The organism is Rhodospirillales bacterium, from assembly GCA_016872535.1.
In the GTDB taxonomy this organism is placed as follows: domain Bacteria; phylum Pseudomonadota; class Alphaproteobacteria; order Rhodospirillales; family 2-12-FULL-67-15; genus 2-12-FULL-67-15.
Genome location: VGZQ01000002.1, coordinates 1 through 18,940, shown reverse-complemented (window position 1 = coordinate 18,940; position 18,940 = coordinate 1). Strand labels below are relative to the sequence as shown.

15 protein-coding genes and 1 pseudogene are annotated in these 18,940 nt (G+C 66.9%); 13 read left to right on the top strand and 3 right to left on the bottom strand.

Annotation, left to right across the window (positions count from 1 at the left end; translation table 11 throughout):
* Nucleotides 1-11: 11 nt before the first annotated feature.
* Entirely contained in the window at nt 12-827 is an 816-nt protein-coding gene (locus tag FJ311_00735; GenBank protein MBM3949962.1) for a carbon-nitrogen hydrolase family protein, read from the top strand.
* Between the two features lie 74 nt (nt 828-901).
* On the opposite strand, the pseudogene FJ311_00730 reads toward FJ311_00735, so the two are convergent.
* Nucleotides 902-1,504 (bottom strand): annotated as a pseudogene (locus FJ311_00730) (class I SAM-dependent methyltransferase).
* A gap of 93 nt (nt 1,505-1,597) precedes the next feature.
* On the opposite strand from FJ311_00730, the gene FJ311_00725 reads away from it, so the two are divergent.
* On the top strand, nt 1,598-2,725 hold the full coding sequence (locus tag FJ311_00725) for a glycosyltransferase family 1 protein (protein ID MBM3949961.1): 1,128 nt from the start codon (nt 1,598-1,600) through the stop codon (nt 2,723-2,725).
* Nucleotides 2,726-2,808: 83 nt separating this feature from the next.
* The gene (locus FJ311_00720) at nt 2,809-3,255 is read left to right on the top strand and encodes a DUF1178 family protein (protein ID MBM3949960.1); all 447 of its coding nucleotides are present in this window, start codon (nt 2,809-2,811) and stop codon (nt 3,253-3,255) included.
* On the opposite strand, the gene ubiG is transcribed toward FJ311_00720, so the two are convergent.
* Entirely contained in the window at nt 3,162-4,103 is a 942-nt protein-coding gene (ubiG, locus tag FJ311_00715) for a bifunctional 2-polyprenyl-6-hydroxyphenol methylase/3-demethylubiquinol 3-O-methyltransferase UbiG (GenBank protein MBM3949959.1), read from the bottom strand. The genes FJ311_00720 and ubiG overlap by 94 nt on opposite strands.
* Nucleotides 4,104-4,188: 85 nt before the next feature.
* Between ubiG and FJ311_00710 the strand changes: the two genes are divergently transcribed.
* From FJ311_00710 to clpB, 10 genes are all read left to right on the top strand, one after another.
* Complete coding sequence (locus FJ311_00710) at nt 4,189-5,436, top strand: aspartate kinase (protein ID MBM3949958.1); 1,248 nt, start codon at nt 4,189-4,191, stop codon at nt 5,434-5,436.
* A 58-nt stretch (nt 5,437-5,494) separates the two neighbouring features.
* The gene (gene ptsP, locus FJ311_00705) at nt 5,495-7,801 is read left to right on the top strand and encodes a phosphoenolpyruvate--protein phosphotransferase (GenBank protein MBM3949957.1); all 2,307 of its coding nucleotides are present in this window, start codon (nt 5,495-5,497) and stop codon (nt 7,799-7,801) included.
* A gap of 100 nt (nt 7,802-7,901) precedes the next feature.
* Nucleotides 7,902-9,008, top strand: coding sequence for a helix-turn-helix domain-containing protein (locus tag FJ311_00700; GenBank protein MBM3949956.1), 1,107 nt, complete (start codon nt 7,902-7,904; stop codon nt 9,006-9,008).
* 122 nt (nt 9,009-9,130) lie between these two features.
* Nucleotides 9,131-10,408, top strand: a complete 1,278-nt coding sequence (ispG, locus tag FJ311_00695) for a flavodoxin-dependent (E)-4-hydroxy-3-methylbut-2-enyl-diphosphate synthase (protein ID MBM3949955.1) — start codon at nt 9,131-9,133, stop codon at nt 10,406-10,408.
* A gap of 13 nt (nt 10,409-10,421) precedes the next feature.
* Complete coding sequence (locus FJ311_00690; protein MBM3949954.1) at nt 10,422-11,666, top strand: histidine--tRNA ligase; 1,245 nt, start codon at nt 10,422-10,424, stop codon at nt 11,664-11,666.
* Nucleotides 11,667-11,673: 7 nt separating this feature from the next.
* Nucleotides 11,674-12,957 carry a glutamyl-tRNA reductase gene (locus FJ311_00685; GenBank protein ID MBM3949953.1) on the top strand — a complete coding sequence of 428 codons (1,284 nt, stop codon included), beginning with the start codon at nt 11,674-11,676 and terminating at the stop codon, nt 12,955-12,957.
* Nucleotides 12,954-14,021: a peptide chain release factor 1 gene (gene prfA, locus FJ311_00680; GenBank protein ID MBM3949952.1), complete on the top strand. Its 1,068-nt coding sequence runs from the start codon at nt 12,954-12,956 to the stop codon at nt 14,019-14,021. The genes FJ311_00685 and prfA overlap by 4 nt, the downstream gene beginning before the upstream one ends.
* A complete protein-coding gene (gene prmC / locus FJ311_00675) occupies nt 14,018-14,944 on the top strand; it encodes a peptide chain release factor N(5)-glutamine methyltransferase (GenBank protein ID MBM3949951.1) in 927 nt (308 codons plus the stop codon). The genes prfA and prmC overlap by 4 nt, the downstream gene beginning before the upstream one ends.
* 187 nt (nt 14,945-15,131) lie before the next feature.
* A complete protein-coding gene (locus tag FJ311_00670) occupies nt 15,132-15,572 on the top strand; it encodes a DUF4167 domain-containing protein (protein ID MBM3949950.1) in 441 nt (146 codons plus the stop codon).
* 98 nt (nt 15,573-15,670) lie between these two features.
* Nucleotides 15,671-18,268, top strand: coding sequence for an ATP-dependent chaperone ClpB (clpB, locus tag FJ311_00665; GenBank protein MBM3949949.1), 2,598 nt, complete (start codon nt 15,671-15,673; stop codon nt 18,266-18,268).
* 557 nt (nt 18,269-18,825) lie between these two features.
* Here the strand turns inward: clpB and FJ311_00660 are convergent.
* Nucleotides 18,826-18,940, bottom strand: a 115-nt coding sequence (locus tag FJ311_00660) for an IS5/IS1182 family transposase (protein ID MBM3949948.1), incomplete at its 5' end; no start/stop codon positions are given.

Sequence of the window (18,940 nt, the reverse complement as noted above, 5' to 3'; positions counted from 1 at the left end):
TGCCCGGAGCAATTTTCACCGTCGCCTGCGTACAGATCACCTCGGCGCGCGAACCCGACATTAATATCCCCGTCGCCGTCGATCTGGTCCGACGCGCGCGCGACCGGGGCGCCGATTTCATTCTGCTGCCGGAAATCGTCAACATGCTGGAGCCGAAGCGCGACGCCGTGCTGGCCAAGGCGCGGCCCGAGGCGGAAGACCCGGCATTGGCGGCGTTTCGCGATCTTGCGCGCAAAACCGGGGCGTGGCTGCTCGCGGGCTCGCTGGTGGTCAAGACCGAGAGCGAGCCGGAGCGCGTCGCCAACCGCTCGTTCCTGCTTGCGCCCGACGGAACCGTCGCCGCCCGCTACGACAAGATTCACATGTTCGACGTCGATCTGGGCGAGGGCGAGCGCTACCACGAATCGCGCACTTATCGCCCCGGCGATCGGGCGGTGACGGCGGACCTGCCGTGGGGGCGGCTCGGCATGACCGTCTGCTACGACATGCGCTTTCCGCAGCTCTACCGCGCCCTGGCGAAAAGGGGCGCGGACTTCTTTTCGGTGCCGGCGGCCTTCACCCGGCCGACCGGACGGGCGCACTGGCACGTGTTGCTGCGCGCGCGCGCGATCGAAAACGGCACCTTCGTCTTCGCTCCGGCCCAATGCGGCGAGCATGCGGACGGGCGCAAGACCTATGGCCATTCGCTGATCGTCGATCCGTGGGGCGAAGTGCTCGCCGACGGCGGCGAGGAGCCGGGCATAGTGGTCGCGCGCATCGACCCGGCCCGCGTTGCCGAGGCGCGCGCCAAGGTGCCGGCGATTTCGAGCGATCGGGAGTTTTCCTAAGCGAGCGGATGCGGTTCCGGCTCGCCCGCCGCGAGCGAATCCTCGCGGCCTTTGTCATTTGGCGGCAGGGATTCGCCCGCCGCCGCGCGGGTCGAACGTCCGAGGTCGTTGACGGCGGCGAGGCGTTGTTTGACGCCGGGGATCGGATCGCCCTCGACTATCCCGTGCTCGTAGGCGACGACCTGGAGCCTGCCGCGCGCGAATTCCAGCAGCTCGCCCGCCTTCAGCAGGTGATCGGGATTGCGCGGCCGGGTGAAGCGTTCGTTGCCGCGCGCGAAGGTTTCGTAGATCAACGCGCCGCCGGGATTGAGCAGGGCGAGTAGCCGGGGCAAAAGCGGGCGATACAAATAATTGACGACAACGATGCCGGCAAACGCGCGTCCGGCGAGCGGACCGGGCGGATCGAACACCGGCGCGCCGTTCTCGAGATCGGCGGTGAGGATTTCGACGCCGGCCGGAGCGGATTCCCTGAGCGCCGTCGTGTCGCGGTCGAGCGCCACTACCGGGTGGCTGCGCCCGGCGAAATAGCGCGCGTGTCGTCCGCCGCCGCAGGCGAGATCGAGCACCAAGCCCTTGGCCGGAACCAGGTGGGCGAAACGCGCGACCCAGGGGGACGGCTCGGCCACGCGCAGGTGGCGGGCGCGGAGCTCGTCGTCGGTCTTTGCGGATTCGGGCATCATGTCGGGCGGGACCATCATCATTATGCACGATTTCGCCTGCCGCCGAATATACTCCCCGACGGTCGGAGTTCACGGTTCGAAACCCTACGAATGAAGAAGGCCATACTGTTCACCGGCGACGTACTCCACGGCAACGTGGCACGCATGCTGGCGGGATTGGCGCGGGGCCTCGCCGCTTGCGGCGTGGGTGCGTCCCTGCTCGACGTTCGCCGGCCGGACTTCGCCGAAACGTTGCGGCGGGCGGTCGCAGGCGGCGAAGCGGATTTCTTCGTCAGCGCGACCGGTCTCGGTCTCGATCTCAGGGCCGAGAACAACCTCTTCGACCGGATCGGGCTTCCGTTGGTTTCGATCTATTTCGACCCGCTGGTCGGCTACGCCGATCAGGTTTTGGTTCCGATCCGACGGCGGATCGTCACTACGGTGTCCGATTGCGATCTCGACTATTGGCATGCCGTCGCGCCGGCGATTGCGGTTCGCCATTTGCCGCACGCGGCCGAGCCGGGATCGGGCCGGCCGTGGGCGGAGCGCGACATTGCGCTCCTGTTTCCGGCCACCGGATGCGAGAATCCGGAACGGACGCGGGAAAGCTGGATCCGACACGGCGCCAAGGTCGCCGCGGAATTGAACGCGGTGCTCGAAAACCACCTCGCCGCGCCGCTGCGCCCGTTGACCGCGGCCATCGAAGAGATTCTCGGCGGCCGGCTCGATGTCAGGAACCCCTACGCGATCCATCCGTACTTCGCGACGCTCGACGTTTATTTGCGAGCCCATGCGCGCTGGCGACTGTTGGAGTCGCTTCGAGGGCTGCCGGTGACCGTGGCCGGGGGCGGATGGGACGCGTTTGCCGCGCGTCACGCGGACTGCGGTTTCGTTTTTCTCGGCGTGCGTCCGGCGGACGAGATTCAGGCGTTGATGGCGCGCGCGAAGATCGTGCTCAACGCCTGCACCGGATTTCACGGAACCCACGAGCGGGTATTCGACGCCCAAGCCGCGGGCGCGGCGGCCGCGACCGTGCCGACGCGCTGGTTCGATGCGCACGCCCCCGAGGAGGCGGTTATTCGACTCGACATGGCCGACGCGGCGGACAACATCGGCCGTCGGCTCGCGCGCAATCGGGAGACGGAGCGGATCGCGGCCAACGGTCGGGCTTGGCAGGCGCAACATCACACATGGAAGCACCGCGCGCGGGACCTTATGGCGTGGATCGGAGCCGTCTGACACGGTGATGGTCGGAAATCCGTTCCGGCGTCCCGGACATTTCCCATTTTAAAACACCCCCGGATATGCCAAGTTTTCGGACCATGATCCTTTATCAACTCCGCTGCGCGAAAAATCACGAGTTCGAAGCCTGGTTCAAGGGCAGCGCCGGCTTCGAGGCGCAGAATCGCAAGGGCGCGGTCGAATGCCCGTTTTGCGGCTCGACCAAGATCGCCAAGGCGCCGATGGCGCCCAACGTCATCGGCAGGGGCGTGGTCGGAAGCCGCGGCGATGTGGAGTCCAAGGATGACGCCGCCCACACCATCGCCGGCAAAGTGGCGGAGGCGTTCGGCAAGATCCGCCGTCACGTCGAGGAGAACTGCGATTACGTCGGCGACGCCTTTCCCGAGGAAGCCCGCCGCATTCATTACGGCGAAAAGAAGCCGGAGCGCGGCATCTACGGCGAGGCCAGCCCGGACGACACCCGCCGCCTCGACGACGAGGGCATTGAGGTTTTTCCCCTGCCGGGCCGTCCCCGTCGCGACAGCTGAACAGGCCGCGCCGGCCCGCGCCGCCGCGCTGGATCGCGCTTTCTCTCTTTCGCCGCCGCCATCATGTAATTGACGCCGAGATCGTCGGCGAGACGCCATTCGCCCCGCCACGGATCGAACGCGACACCCGCCCGGCGGATGGCGACGCACCCCGCGTTCGCAAGCATGCCCGCCAGTTCGTCCGGCCGGACGAACTTGCTCCAATCGTGGGTACCGGGCGGTATCCAGCCGAGCACGTATTCCGCCGCGATCTTGCCGAGCAGCAGCGACTTCAGCGTGCGGTTGAGGGTGGCGAGCACCATCAGCCCGCCCGGCCGCACCAGCGCGGCGCAGGTTTCGACGAACGCGCCCGGCTCGGCGACGTGCTCGATCACCTCCATGTTGAGCACGACGTCGAAGCGGGCCTTGTCGCGAATCAAGTCTTCGGGCGCGGCGGTGCGATAGGTGATGTCGAGACGCGAGGCGCGGGCGTGCAGGGCGGCTGCGCGCACGTTGTCGGCGCCGGCGTCGATCCCGGTCACGCGCGCGCCGAGCCGGGCGAGCGGCTCGCACACGATGCCGCCGCCGCAGCCGACATCGAGCACGTCGAGGCCCTTCAACGGGCGCGCGGGCGAATCCCCGCGCGCATATTTGGATGACGCGCCCCTACCGGAGCGCCCGAAGTGCGCCAAGACGGCGTCGCGGATAAAGGCGATGCGGACCGGGTTGAGGCGGTGCAGCGCCGCGAAGGCGCCGTCGGATCGCCACCAATCCCCGGCGTCGGCCTCGAAGCGGGCGATTTCGTCCTCGTCTCGCGTCGAGGGGTAGCGCCGGGGCGTCGGGCGCAAGCGGGTGCGGGGAGCGGCCATGTCGGCTTATTGCCAGTCGGGTGCCGACAGAGTATGTAACCCCGCTTTCCACGGCGCAACCCGCATCCACGAGCGAAAGGCTCCCATGGCGCGGATCGTGATGAAATTCGGCGGCACCTCGGTCGCGGACCTGGAGCGCATCCGGGCGGTGGCCGCGCGCGTCAAGCGCGAGCGCGACGCCGGTCACGAGGTTGCGGTGGTGGTTTCGGCCATGTCCGGGGTCACCAACCAACTGGTCACCTGGGTCAACGAACTCCGCGGTCGCGCGGCGCACGACCCCGGCGCGGCGCTCGCCGCCGATCGCGAATACGACGTGGTGGTGGCAACCGGCGAACAGGTGACCACGGGCCTGACCGCGCTCGCGCTGCAAGCGCTCGGCCTTAAATCGCGCTCCTGGCTATCCTGGCAAATTCCGATCATGAGCGACGAGGCCCATAGCAAGGCGCGCATCGACTCGATCGCGGCCGAGGATTTGCTGGCGGCGATGGCCGCGGGCGAGGTGCCGATCGTGCCCGGTTTTCAGGGCGTGACGCGAAACGGGCGGGTGACCACGCTCGGGCGCGGCGGCTCCGACACCAGCGCGGTGGCGCTGGCGGCCGCGCTCAAGGCCGACCGCTGCGACATTTATACGGACGTGGACGGGGTTTACACCACCGATCCGCGCATCGTTGCCAAAGCGAGGAAGCTCGATAAAATCACCTACGAAGAAATGCTCGAAATGGCTTCGGTCGGCGCGAAGGTTCTGCAGACGCGCTCGGTCGAACTGGCGATGAAGCAGGGCGTCCGGCTGCAGGTGCTGTCGAGTTTCTCCGACGCGCCCGGAACCCTGGTGGTGGACGAGGACGAAATCGTGGAAAAAGCCCTGGTCAGCGGCGTCGCCTACAGCCGCGATGAAGCGAAAATCACGCTCGCGGCGGTTGCCGACCGACCCGGCGTGGCCGCGGCCGTATTCGGCCCGCTCGCGGACGCCAATGTCAACGTCGACGTGATCGTCCAGAACGTCTCCGCCGACGGCAAGACCACGGATCTCACCTTCACCGTGACCAAGGCGGACCTGGATCGCGCCGTCGCCATCCTGGAGGCGCGCAAGAAGGACCTCGGCTACGCCGGGCTGATCCAAGACAAGAACGTGGTCAAAGTCTCGGTTATCGGCGTCGGCATGCGCAGCCACGCCGGCGTCGCGCTCGGCATGTTCCGCGCGCTCGCCGAGAAAGGCATCAACATCCAGGCGATCACCACGTCGGAAATCAAGATCAGCGTTCTGATCGCCGAGGAATACACCGAACTCGCCGTCCGCGCGCTGCATTCGGCCTACGGTCTCGACGCCGACTAAGGCGGCGGCGGAGGGATCGCAAAGGGGCGGTCCCGCCGGATTTCAGGCGATCGCGAGCATGATCCCGCACGATTCGCATCCGCCGTTTCATTCGTCCAAGACGCAACCGGCGTCGCGGCGCCTGCTTGCGCGCGTGCGCGACGTTATGGCCGGGCCGGGCGACGCCGGCAGCCGCCTTCAGCGGCTCGTCGCCGTGATCGCCGCCGACATGGTGGCCGAGGTGTGTTCGATCTATGTCCGCCGGCCGGGCGACGTGTTGGAGTTGTTCGCGACCCAGGGCTTGAAGCCCGAGGCGGTGCACCGGACCCGGCTGAAGGTGGGCGAGGGCATCGTCGGGGATATCGCCGCCGGCGCGCGGCCTTTCGCGCTCGCCGACGCCCAGGCCCACCCCAATTTCGCCTACCGACCGGAAACCGGCGAGGAAATCTACCACTCGATGATGGGCGTGCCGATCCTGCGCGACGGCTTTGTCGTCGGCGTGGTCGCGGTCCAAAATCGGACCCGGCGCCATTACACCGACGAGGAAGTGGAAACCCTCCAGACGGTGGCCATGGTGCTCGCCGAGATGATCGCGGGCGCGCGCTTCGGTCAGGCGGCCGGCGCGCGCGAGGCGGGCGTGATTGCGACCAAGCCGCAACGGCTCGTCGGCACGCGACTTTCCCCCGGCGTCGGCCTGGGCACCGCAGTTCTGCATCGCCCGCGCTTTGCCATCGATCGCATGGTCGCCGACGATCCGGCAGCCGAACGCGAGCGGCTCGGGCGCGCCTTCGCCGACATGCACGGCGCTCTCGACGAACTGTTCGGCGCGGGAAAACTGAAAGCCGCCGGCGCGCACCGCGACGTGCTCGACACCTACCGGATGATCGCCGAGGACGCCGGTTGGCTCGGCCGGATCGAGGCGGCGATCGACGGCGGCCTGACCGCCGAAGCGGCGGTGCAAAAGGTCCAGAACGACATCCGCGCGCGACTGGCCCAGGTCGACGATCCCTATTTGCGCGAACGGGTGGACGATTTCGACGATCTCGCCAACCGGCTGATCCAGCATCTGATCGACGGCGCGCCCGGGCGCGACGGCGGCCCGCGTCCGGCCTTGCCCGAACACATTGTGCTGGTGGCCCGCGCGCTCGGACCCGCCGAGTTGCTCGACTTCGATCCCGCCCGTTTGCGCGGCGTGGTGCTGGAAGAAGGCTCGGCGACGTCGCACGCCGCGTTGCTCGCGCGCGCGCTCGAAATCCCGATCGTCGGCCGTTGCGCCCGCGCGCTCGCCGAGATCGAGCCGGGCGACGACGTGGTGGTCGACGGCGACAACGCCCAGGTGATCGTTCGCCCCGGCGAGGACGTGAAAAAAGCGTTCCGCGACGCGATTCGCGCCGGTGCCGAGCGGCGCGCCGGTTACGTCGAGCGACGCGACGAACCCGCCGTCACCCGTGACGGAGTGCGAATCGCGGTCAACATCAACGCCGGTCTTTTGCTCGACATGAGCCTGATGCACGAATTCGGCGCCGACGGAGTAGGTCTCTACCGCACCGAGATTCCGTTTCTGGTCCGGCCGACGTTTCCCGATGTCGCCGCCCAGCGCGATCTCTACGTGCGCGTCCGCGAGCAGGCCAGGGGAAAACCGGTTGTCTTTCGCACGCTCGACGTCGGCGGCGACAAAATGGCGCCCTATTGGGACCGCGCGGGCGAAGAAAATCCGGCGATGGGCTGGCGGGCGATCCGGGTCGCGTTCGACCGGCCCGCGATCCTGCGTCAGCAAGCGCGCGCGCTTATCCAGGCGGCGGCGGGTAGCGAATTGCGCGTCATGTTCCCGATGATCGCTACGGTTCAGGAATTCGAATCCGCGCGCGCGATCTTCGAACGCGAGATCGCGCGCGAGCGCAAGGCCGGACGAAGGCTTCCCGAACCGTTCCGTGTCGGCGCGATGCTCGAAGTGCCCTCGCTGCTGTTCGATCTGGAGGCTCTGTTTGCGCGCGCGGATTTCGTTTCCGTCGGCAGCAACGATCTCCTGCAATTTCTGTTCGCCAGCGACCGTACCGCGCCGGGATTGGCGGAACGCTACGACCCCCTGTCGCCTCCGGTGCTTACATGCCTCGGCGATATCGTCGCGCGCGCCGGGCGCGCCGGCTGCCCGGTGGGGTTGTGCGGAGAAATGGCCGGCCGTCCGCTCGAGGCGCTGGCTTTGATCGGCTTGGGCTTTCGCGACCTGTCCATGTCACCGCCGGCGATCGGACTCATCAAGGACATGATCCGGTCGGTTAACCTTAACGAGGTCAAGGCGTTACTGCAGACCGTCACCGGCGACGGCCGGGAACCGCCGCGCGCGGCGCTCGAAAGGTTTGCGCGCCAGCGCGGGCTCGCGGTGTAATTTTCGGCGAAAATCCATTTGCTCTTGAAATTACTCGATTTTTTTGCAAAATTCCTTTCACCGCGCGCGAGAAAACGGAGAACTCGTTTTGGCCGGACTGATGGAAGAAACGAAAGCCAAGAGCGGTGAAGGCGTCGGCGCGTTGTTGCGCGCAAGCCGTGTCCGTTGCGGAGAGGAGTTGTCGCAGGTCGCGGATGCGCTGCGCATTCGCCTCTGCCACCTCGAGGCGATCGAAGCCGGTCGCTTCAACGAATTACCCGGCCCGGCGTACGCGCTGGGCTTCGTGCGCACCTACGCCAACTATCTCGGGCTCGACGGCGAGGAAGTAGTTCGTCGGTTGCGCGTGGAAACGGAGATTGCCGTCACAAAACCACCGTTGTCTTTCCCGGTGCCGCTGTCCGACAGTTCGATGCCGAGCGGAGCGGTCGTGATGGTCGGCTTGGTGGTGGCGGCGGTCGCCTACGGCGCATATCTCGCGGGAACGTCGCGCGATGGCGATTCGATCGCGCGCGTCTCGCCCGTTCCGGAGCGTCTCGCGCGCGACGACGGCCGGACCGCTCCGCCGCCCGCCGCGACCGCGACCGCGTTGCCTGCAATCAACGAGAGCAAGTCTCCGGTGTCTCTTCCGGCGCCGGCGGCGGCTGCGCTTCCTGCCGTCGTCGTGTCCTCGCCCATCGTCACATCGGTGGCTCCGCCGGCGGCCTCGTCGTTCGGCGCACAGGCCGATACGCAGTCTGCGCCTTCCGCCCCACCTTCCAGCGTGACCGCCGCCGCGCCCGCACCCACGCTCACTCCGGCGCCTCCGTCCGTGGCTGCCTCGGTGCCGGTCCCGTCGTCCGCTTCCTCGCTCCCACCCGCGGCAGCTCCGACGGCGACACAAACGGCGATCGCGGCCTTGGCGCCGGCGGCAACGCCGCCCGAAAAGCCGAAACGCCCGCGCATCGAGGTGCTGGCCAAGGCCGACAGCTGGATCCAGGTGCGCGACGGCGGCGCCAACGAGCTTCTCCTCACCCGGCTCTTGCGCGAGGGCGAGACCTACACGGCGCCCGATCGCGAGGGGTTGAGCCTGCTCACGGGCAACGCCGGGGCGCTTGAGATCCGCGTCGATGGCGCGGCCGTACCGTCGCTCGGTCCCGAAGGCGCGGTCCGACGTTCGATCGCGCTCGACGCCGAACGCCTTAAGCAAGGCACCGCCGTATCCGAATAGCACCGCGCCCGCGGACCCCGCATAGGGGGCGCCGCATCGGGCGCGCGGACGTGTCCGCGCGCGCCATTGCGGTCGGGCCTGCGAGAGGCGATACTTAACGAACTGTCGAAGCGGGTTTTTCCATGTCCAGCACGGTCGAGCCGGGAGTCCGGCGTCAGAGCGTTCCCGTGTCCGTCGGCGGCGTGATCGTCGGCGGCGGCGCGCCCATCGTCGTCCAGTCGATGACCAATACCGACACCGCCGACGCCGAGGCGACGGCGGCGCAGGTCGCCGACCTCGCGCGGGCCGGCTCCGAACTCGTGCGCGTCACGGTCGATCGCGAAGAAAGCGCCCGCGCCGTGCCCCGCATTCGCGAGCTGCTCGAACGACGCGGCGTCACCGTGCCGCTGGTCGGCGATTTCCATTACATCGGCCACAAGCTCTTGGCCGAGCACCCGGCCTGCGCCGAGGCGCTCGCGAAATACCGCGTCAACCCCGGCAACGTCGGCTTTCGCGACAAGAAGGACCGCCAGTTCGGCACCATGATCGAAATGGCGCTCAAATACGGCCGTCCGGTGCGGATCGGGGTCAACTGGGGCAGCCTCGATCAGGAATTGCTCGCGCATCTGATGGATGAAAATGCCAAATTGCCGTCGCCCAAGGACGCAAACGCGGTGATGCGCGAGGCGATCGTGCGTTCGGCCTTGGACAGTGCCCGGCGCGCGGAAGAGATCGGCCTCGGGCGCGACCGGATCGTGCTCTCGTGCAAAGTCAGCGCCGTGCAGGACCTGATCGCCGTCTATTCCGATCTCGCCCGGCGCTGCGATTACGCGCTGCATCTCGGTTTGACGGAGGCCGGCATGGGCTCCAAGGGCATCGTCGCCTCGACCGCGGCGATGGCCGTTCTGTTGCAGCAAGGCATCGGCGACACCATTCGCGTTTCGCTCACGCCCGAGCCGGGCGGCGACCGCACCCGCGAGGTGATCGTCGCCCAGGAGATTCTCCAGACCATGGGATTGCGCTCGTTCGCGCCCTTGGTCACCGCATGCCCCGGCTGCGGGCGGACTACCAGCACCGTGTTCCAGGAACTGGCCGGCAAGATCCAGGATTACGTGCGCGCGCGCATGCCGGAATGGCGCAAGACCCACGACGGCGTCGAGACCATGGCGCTCGCGGTGATGGGCTGCATCGTCAATGGTCCCGGCGAAAGCAAGCACGCCAACATCGGCATCAGCTTGCCCGGCACCGGCGAGGAACCGGCGGCGCCGGTATTCGTCGATGGGCGCAAGGTCGCGACGTTGCGCGGCGCCGGCATCGCCGAGGACTTCCAGCGCATGGTCGAGGATTACGTCGCGAGTCATTATCCGCGCCGCGACACCGCGCGCGAACCCGCGCCCGTCCCGCGCGCCGCGTCCCGATAGCGAGGCATCGATCATGCCCGCGTTGCAGCCAGTTCGCGGCACCCGCGACATATTGCCTGAGGAGATGCGCCGCCATCGCCGCGTCGAGGAAACGGCGCGCGCGCTTGCGCTCCGTTACGGCTACGCCGAAATAGCGACGCCGATTTTCGAGTTCTCGGACGTGTTCGCACGCTCGCTCGGCGACACCTCGGACATCGTGACCAAGGAGATGTACACGTTCCAGGATAAGGGCGGGGACAGCATCACGTTGCGCCCGGAAAACACCGCCGGCGTGGTGCGCGCGTTTCTCTCCAACGGCCTGCAACAGCAGTTGCCGCTCAAGCTTTTCTATCGCGGGCCGATGTTCCGCTACGAGCGCCCGCAGAAAGGCCGGATGCGCCAATTCCACCAGATCGGCGTCGAACTGCTCGGCGTCAATGATCCGCTCGGCGACGCCGAGGTGATCGCACTCGGCCGGCATCTGCTGGAGGAGCTTGGCGTCGCCGACAAATGCGCGCTCGAACTCAACACCCTCGGCGATCCGGAAAGCCGCGCCGTCTACCGCGACAGGCTGGTTGCGTATTTGCGCGATTTCGACGCGCAGCTTTCCGAGGATAGCCGGGCGCGGCTCAAGCGCAATCCGCTCCGCATCCTCGATTCCAAGGACGAAGGCGACAGGCGTATCGTCGCCGGCGCGCCGCCGATGGAGGACAGTCTCAACGATGCCTCGAAGGCGTTCTTCGACGGTCTATGCCGCGCGCTGGAAGCTGTCGGCGTGCCGTACCGGTTGAACCCGCGTCTGGTGCGCGGCCTCGATTATTACAGCCATACCGCCTTCGAGTTCACGACCGAGGCCCTTGGCGCGCAGGGCACCGTGCTGGCGGGCGGTCGTTACGACGGCTTGGTCGAGCAGCTGGGCGGCCCGCCGACCCCGGGCATCGGTTGGGCGGCGGGAATCGAACGGCTTGCGCTCCTGTTGACCGAGCCCGCGTCCGAAGCGCCCCCCGTCGCCGTGGTCCCGGTCGGCCCGGCCGAAACCGCCGCTGCGCTCAAGATCGTGCAGCGACTCCGCCGCGCCGGCATCGCCGCCGACATGGCGTTTTCCGGCAACATGAGCAAGCGCATGAAACGCGCCGACAAGATCGGGGCGCGGATCGCGGTCGTGCTCGGCGAAAACGAATTGACGCGCGGGATCGCCACGGTGCGCGACATGACCACGGGCGAACAGGCGGAAGTGCCCTTGTCCGCGCTCGAGGACCGCCTCGCTCGCGACCGATAGCGGGGCCATGAGCGACCAATCTCCCGCACGTTACGTGGTCGTGGGCGTCAACCACCGCTCCAGCGGCATCACGCTGCGCGACAAGCTGTTCATCGAGGAACACGCGCTGCCCGGGTTCATCGAGCGCTTGCGCGCGGCCGGAATCCGCCAGGGCATCGTGCTTTCGACCTGCGACCGGATCGAGGTGCAGGCGGCGCACCCCGATCCGGATGCGGCGGCGCGGGTCGTTCTCGACCTCCTCGCCGCCCACGGCGCGGTATCGCTCGCGGAGATGACGGGCCAGACCTACGCCCTTCTCGACGAGGACGCCGTGCGCCAGGCCTTCGCCGTTGCCGGATCCTTGGACAGTCTGGTGGTGGGCGAGCCCGAAGTGCTCGGGCAGGTCAAGGACGCGTACGCGCTCGCCCGGGAGCTCGGATTCGCTGGTCCGGAAATGGACGCCTTGATGCAGGCGGCGCTCGCCGCCGGCAAGCGCATCCGCAGCGAAACCGACATCGGCCGCCGGCCGGTCTCCATCGCCGCCGCTGCGGTCGAAATCGCGCGCGAGATTTTCGGCGATCTCGCGCCCCGCGCCGCGCTCGTGCTGGGCGGCGGCGACATGGGCGAAATCATGGCGCGCGAGTTTCAGGCGGCGGGACTCGTCGCGTTGACCGTCATCCATCCCGACCCGCGCCGCGCGGAGGCCGCCGCGCGCGGGTTCGGCTGCCACGCGGCCCGGTTCGAGCCGCTGGTCGAGCGGCTGGCCGGCGCCGACGTGGTCCTGGCATCTCTCGGCGGGCGGGCGCGCGCGATTTCGGTTGCCCACGTGCAGGAGGCCTTGCGTATGCGGCGCCGCCGGCCCATGTTCCTGATCGACGCGGCGGTGCCGGGCGATATCGAGCCCGCGGTCAATGACTTGGACGGCGCGTTTCTCTATACCCTCGACGATCTGGAACGGGTGGCGATGCGCGGCCGCGCCGGCCGCGAGCAGGAAAGCACCCGCGCGCGCGAGGTGCTCGAGGACGAAGTGCGCGCGTTTCTTCAGAATCGTTTGATGCGCCAGGCGGTGCCGGCGCTCGCGGACCTGCGCCGCGCCTTCGAGGACGCGCGCGCCGCCGCGCTCAAGGACGCGGGCGGCGACGCCGACAAGGCGACCCGGCTGCTGGTCAACCGGCTGCTGCATGCGCCGACGAGCGCGCTGCGCTCGCTCGCCGCGCACCCGCGCGCCGGGTTTGGCATCGCCGACGCCGAACGCGCGCTGAAGGAGCTGTTCGGCGACAACGGACGGACGGACAAGGACGGCAAGCCGTGAACATCGACGACAAGCTCGGGCGCATCAAGGCGCGGCGCGACGAACTCGCGCACCTGATGTCGTCCGGCGACGCGGGTCGCGACTTCGCCAGGCTCGCCAAGGAATACGCCGACTTGGGCCCGGTGGTCGAGGCAATCGACGCGCTCGATAAGGCGCGCGCCGAGGCCGAGGGTCTGAAGGCACTGATGGCCGACGACACTTCGGACGGCGAAATGCGAAAGCTCGCCGAAAGCGAATATTTCGCACTCAAGGAGAAGTTCCCGGGATTGGAAAAACGCGTGCGGCTGCTGCTGATCCCGAAGGACGAGGCCGATGAAAAAAGCGCGATCCTCGAGGTGCGCGCCGGCACCGGCGGCGAGGAAGCGGCGTTGTTCGCCGCCGATCTCTTCCGCATGTACCAGCGCTACGCCGACCGCCATGGTTGGAAATTCCAGCCGATCGAGATGTCGGACACCGGGCTCGGCGGCCTCAAGGAAGGAATCGCCGAGATCGCGGGCGCGGGCGTTTTCGCCCGGCTCAAGTTCGAATCAGGCGTGCATCGGGTCCAGCGCGTGCCGGTGACCGAGGCGAGCGGGCGCATCCACACCTCGGCCGCGACCGTCGCCGTGCTGCCCGAGGCCGAGGACGTGGACCTCAAGATCGAGGACAAGGATTTGCGCGTCGACACTTACCGTTCGCAAGGCGCCGGCGGCCAGCACGTCAACACCACCGACAGCGCGGTCCGCATCACCCACATTCCGACCGGCGTGATGGTCGCCTGCCAGGAAGAAAAATCGCAACACAAGAACAAGGCCAAGGCGATGAAACTCCTGCGCGCCCGCCTTTACGAGCACGAACGTGAAAAGCGCGAATCCGAGCGCGCCGCCGCGCGCAAGAGTCAGGTCGGCACCGGCGACCGCTCCGAGCGCATCCGCACCTACAACTTTCCCCAGGGGCGCGTGACCGACCATCGGGTCAACCTGACTCTGCACAAGATCGACCGCGTCTTGGACGGCGAACTGGACGAATTCGTCGAAGCCCTGATCGCCGACGATCAGGCCGCCCGACTCGCCGAAATCGCATGACCTATTTATCGGTGCCGCTCGCCCGGCGCTTGGCGGAGGCCGCACGCGTTCTTGCCGGCGCGGGGATCGAGGATGCCCCGCGCGAAGCGCGCCGGCTCGCCGAACTCGCCCTTCAAGCCAGTCCGGCGGAAGTATTCGCGCGCAAAGCGGGCCCGCTCGCTCCGCCCGAGGAAGCGGCTTTCGCCCGGTTGGTCGCCGCGCGCGCGGCGCGGGTTCCGTTCGCGCGGCTGGCCGGAGAGCGCGAATTCTGGAGCCTCTCCTTTCGTCTCAACGCGGCGACGCTGGTGCCGAGGCCGGAATCGGAAACCCTGATCGAGGCCGCGCTTGCCCGCGTCCGGGATCGCTCCGCCCGGCTCCGCGTGCTCGATCTCGGCACCGGGTCGGGCTGCCTGTTGCTTGCGCTGCTTGCCGAATTGCCGCGCGCGACCGGCCTCGGGGTGGACGCGGAACCGGCGGCGCTCGCCTGCGCGCGGGCGAACGCAGCCCGGCTCGGCCTCGCGCGCCGGGTGCGCTGGCGGCGGAACGACTGGACCAAAGCGCTCGTCGGTCCGTTTGACATAGTTCTCGCCAATCCGCCTTACGTCACGGCACGGGAATGGCAGACCCTCGAACCCGAGGTGCGCTTCTACGATCCCAAGCCGGCGCTGGTGGGGGGCCGGGACGGTCTTGCCGCCTACCGGCGCATCGTGCCCCGGCTTTCCCGCCTGCTTGGGCGCGCCGGCTTCGCATGCCTTGAAATCGGCTGGCGCCAGGAGGGCGCGGTTTGCGCCCTGGCCCGCCGCGCCGGCCTCCGCGTCGCCGAAATCCGGCGCGATCTCGCGGGCAGGCCCAGGTGTGTCGTTCTGGCCACGGCCCCGGCGAAATCGCGTTCGCGCGGGCGCGGCCCCAAAATAGGGGTTGGAAAAGTGGGGAATCCCGACTAGGCTTTTTCAATGGGCCGGTTCGATATCCGCTGAGTTTTTCGGATCGCCAAGCGCGGAACCTGCCCGTTTTCGCTCCCCCATAGCCGGTTGTCGATGACCGACGAGAGAGTGGTTTTTGGCCGCGCGGACGCGCCGAGGCGATAGTCGCCAAGGCGGGGGCGTTCTTTTTCAAAATCCAACAGGTGTCATGAAACACGGTTCGAACATGAGGCGCGGCGGCAGGCCGCCCAACAACAACGGCCGCCGATTCCACGGTCACGGCGGCCATCACGGCCACCGCCATCACAGCTACGAAAGCAGCGGGCCGGAGGTCAAAATCCGCGGCACCGCGCAACAAGTCCTGGAAAAGTACCTGGCGCTCGCGCGCGACGCCGCCGCGCAGGGCGACCGCATCGCCGCCGAAAACTACCTTCAACACGCCGAGCATTACTACCGGATCCTCAATTTCGACAATGCCAACCGCCAGGGCAACGGCGGCGCCCGCCCCCCGCAAGGCGGTCAGCCGGGGACCAATCCGAACGTTCCGTCGTCCATGCCGGTCGGTCTCGACGGCCAGCCCGAAGCGGGCTTCGAGCAGGCCGGCGAGGAAGCCGGCGACGCCCGTCCGCCGAGTCCGCAGCCGACCTGACGCGAGGAAGGCCTTAACGCGAGGGGCAGGGCCCGCTTGCGAAATCGGCGGGCGCCCTTATTTAGTCTGGGGTTAAATCCACTCCGGACGGACCGCCGATGGACCTCGAAAAATTCACCGAACGCGCGCGCGGTTTCATTCAAAACGCGCAAAGTTTGGCGCTGCGCAGCAACCATCAGCAGCTCGCAAGCCTTCATCTGCTGCGCGTCCTGCTCGACGACCGCGAAGGACTGGCGGCGAAGCTGATCGAGCGCGCGGGCGGGGACGCTGGACGCCTCGGCCAGGATGTCGCGGCCGAATTGCAGAAAATCCCCCGGGTCGAAGGCTCCGGCGCGGGTCAGGTTTATCTCGCGCCGGAAACCGCGCGCGTGCTCGATCAGGCCGCGCAGCTTGCCGAAAAGGCGGGCGATTCCTACGTTACGGTCGAATATGTGCTGCTCGGGCTCGCCATGAGTCCCGATGCGGGGTCGGCGAAACTGTTCGCGCGGCAGGGCCTTTCCGCGCAAAAGCTCAATCAGGCGATCAACGAATTCCGCAAGGGCCGCGCCGCCACCAGCGAGCGGGCGGAGGATTCCTACGACGCGCTCAAGAAATACGCCCGCGACCTGACCAAGGACGCGGCAGAGGGCAAAATCGATCCGGTGATCGGACGCGACGAGGAAATCCGACGCACGATTCAAGTGCTGTCGCGCCGGACCAAGAACAATCCGGTGCTGATCGGCGAGCCCGGCGTCGGCAAGACCGCGATCGTTGAAGGCTTGGCGCAGCGCATCGTCAAGGGCGACGTGCCGGAAAGCCTCAAGAACAAACGCCTGATGGCGCTCGATCTCGGCGCGCTGGTCGCCGGGGCCAAGTTCCGCGGCGAGTTCGAGGAACGCCTTAAGGCGGTGCTCGGCGAGGTGACGGCGGCGGCGGGCGAGATCGTGCTGTTTATCGACGAGATGCACAACCTGGTCGGCGCGGGCAAGGCCGAAGGCAGCATGGATGCTTCCAATCTTCTCAAGCCGGCGTTAGCGCGCGGCGAATTGCACTGCGTCGGCGCCACCACGCTCGATGAGTACCGTAAGCACGTGGAAAAGGACGCGGCGCTGGCGCGGCGCTTCCAGCCGGTGTTCGTGAGCGAACCGACGGTCGAGGACACGATCTCGATCCTGCGCGGGATCAAGGAACGCTACGAAATGCATCACGGCGTGCGCATCGCCGATGGCTCGCTGGTGGCGGCGGCGACGCTCTCGCACCGCTACATCAACGACCGCTTCCTGCCCGACAAGGCGATCGACTTGGTGGACGAGGCGGCGAGCCGTCTCCGCATGCAGATCGATTCCAAGCCCGAGGAAGTGGACGAACTCGATCGGCGCATCATCCAGCTCAAAATCGAGCGCGAGGCGCTGCGCAAGGAGACCGATGCGGCCTCGCGCGACCGGCTCAAGAACCTGGAAAAGGAACTGGGCGGGTTGGAGAGGCGTTCCGAGGAACTGACCGCGCGCTGGCGAGGCGAGAAGGAAACCCTCGCCAACGCGACCAAGCTCAAGGAACAGCTGGAGCAGGCGCGCATCGCACTGCAGGCGACCATGCGCGAGGGCAAATACGAAAAGGCGGGCGAACTGCAATACGACCTGATCCCGCGCCTGGAGGCCAAGCTGCAGGCGGCCGAGAAGGCGGGCGAGGCCGGCCTGTTGCACGAGGCGGTGACGCCCGAACACATCGCCGCCGTGGTCTCGCGCTGGACCGGAATTCCGGTCGATAAGATGCTGCAGGGCGAACGCGAAAAGTTGCTCAAGATGGAAGAACGCCTGCGCGGCCGCGTCATCGGCCAGGACGAGGCGCTCGCCGCGGTTTCCAACGCGGTGCGCCGGGCCCGCGCCGGGCTCCAGGACCCGAACCGCCCGATCGGCACGTTCCTGTTCCTGGGGCCGACCGGTGTCGGCAAGACCGAACTGACTAAGGCGCTGGCCGCGTTCCTGTTCGACGACGAACAGGCGCTCTTGCGCATCGACATGAGCGAATACATGGAAAAGCACGCGGTCGCCCGCCTGATCGGCGCGCCGCCCGGCTACGTCGGCTACGAGGAAGGGGGCGCGCTGACCGAGGCGGTCCGCCGCCGGCCCTACCAGGTGATCCTGTTCGACGAGATCGAAAAGGCGCATCCGGACGTGTTCAACGTGCTGCTGCAGGTGCTCGACGACGGCCGGCTCACCGACGGCCACGGCCGGACAGTGGATTTCCGCAACACGCTCATCGTGCTGACCTCGAATCTCGGCGGCGACATCCTCGCCGGCCAGGAGGAAGGTCACGATTCGGAAGAAGTGCGCGGTCCGGTGATGGAGGTGGTGCGCCGCGCGTTCCGGCCCGAATTCCTCAATCGGCTCGACGAGATCATCCTCTTCCACCGCCTGACCCGGGCGCAGATGGACGGCATCGTCGACATCCAGCTCGGCAGCCTGCGCAAGCTGCTCGCCGAGCGCAAGGTGACGCTGGAGCTCGATACGCGCGCGCGCACTTGGCTCGCCAACCAGGGCTTCGATCCGGTCTACGGCGCGCGGCCCTTGAAGCGCGTGATCCAGAAGACGCTGCAAAACCCGCTCGCCGAGATGATTCTCGCCGGCAAGATCAAGGACGGCGAAACCGTGCGCGTGACCGCGGGCGACGGCGCGCTGGTCATCAACGGCGAAAAGATCAAGGCTGCGGCGGAGTAGGGCCGACAAATGGCTAAGGACCGCCAGGAAGTCGAAAAAATCCTCGGCGAACCCGTATTTCCCGAGTTTTCCGATAACGTTCTGCGGATCAGGCGCAACCTCATCCTGGTGAGTTTTATTACGCTTGTTTACAAATGTTACGATCTCGCGATCAGCGGACAAATATGGGGGTTAACGGTCGATAATCTCGATAAAACGGTCGTCGATGAAGTCTTATTTTTGATTCTTCTATACCATGTGATCCATTTCGGATGGGCGACGTGGGATCATATTCAAGAAGCGCGGATTCGGATCACCGGAATGCGTCGAATTTTCGTTGCGGGTTCCGACTTAACCGAGCATCCTATTGATCCTCGGCAAGCAAGTTTATATCGCTGGTGGGTCGATCACGCGCCAAAAATTGGAAAATTCGTAGAAGATTGGAGAACTCTTAATGAGAAAATTCAGCAATGGGAGAAACGAATAGAAATTGCGTTAAGGACGGAAGACAAAATTAACTTGCATATAGTTCAACAGTCCTTGGGTGAAATTCAAAATACTCAGTCTAGGGTCCGGACTCAATTGGCCCACCATACTACGGCGGCGGCCAAGAACACGCCGGAGAGGAAGACGTCGGCGCGTTTGTCGTAACGGGTGGCGATCCGCCGGAAGTCCTTGAGACGACAGAACATG

Bases quoted from the DNA above. Each gene is read 5' to 3' on its own strand.
- FJ311_00725 (MBM3949961.1), top strand. From the start codon at position 1,598: ATGAAGAAGGCCATACTGTTCACCGGCGACGTACTCCACGGCAACGTG.
- FJ311_00720 (MBM3949960.1), top strand. From the start codon at position 2,809: ATGATCCTTTATCAACTCCGCTGCGCGAAAAATCACGAGTTCGAAGCC.
- ubiG (MBM3949959.1), bottom strand. From the start codon at position 4,103: ATGGCCGCTCCCCGCACCCGCTTGCGCCCGACGCCCCGGCGCTACCCC.
- FJ311_00710 (MBM3949958.1), top strand. From the start codon at position 4,189: ATGGCGCGGATCGTGATGAAATTCGGCGGCACCTCGGTCGCGGACCTG.
- ptsP (MBM3949957.1), top strand. From the start codon at position 5,495: ATGATCCCGCACGATTCGCATCCGCCGTTTCATTCGTCCAAGACGCAA.
- FJ311_00700 (MBM3949956.1), top strand. From the start codon at position 7,902: ATGGAAGAAACGAAAGCCAAGAGCGGTGAAGGCGTCGGCGCGTTGTTG.
- ispG (MBM3949955.1), top strand. From the start codon at position 9,131: ATGTCCAGCACGGTCGAGCCGGGAGTCCGGCGTCAGAGCGTTCCCGTG.
- FJ311_00690 (MBM3949954.1), top strand. From the start codon at position 10,422: ATGCCCGCGTTGCAGCCAGTTCGCGGCACCCGCGACATATTGCCTGAG.
- FJ311_00685 (MBM3949953.1), top strand. From the start codon at position 11,674: ATGAGCGACCAATCTCCCGCACGTTACGTGGTCGTGGGCGTCAACCAC.
- prmC (MBM3949951.1), top strand. From the start codon at position 14,018: ATGACCTATTTATCGGTGCCGCTCGCCCGGCGCTTGGCGGAGGCCGCA.
- FJ311_00670 (MBM3949950.1), top strand. From the start codon at position 15,132: ATGAAACACGGTTCGAACATGAGGCGCGGCGGCAGGCCGCCCAACAAC.
- clpB (MBM3949949.1), top strand. From the start codon at position 15,671: ATGGACCTCGAAAAATTCACCGAACGCGCGCGCGGTTTCATTCAAAAC.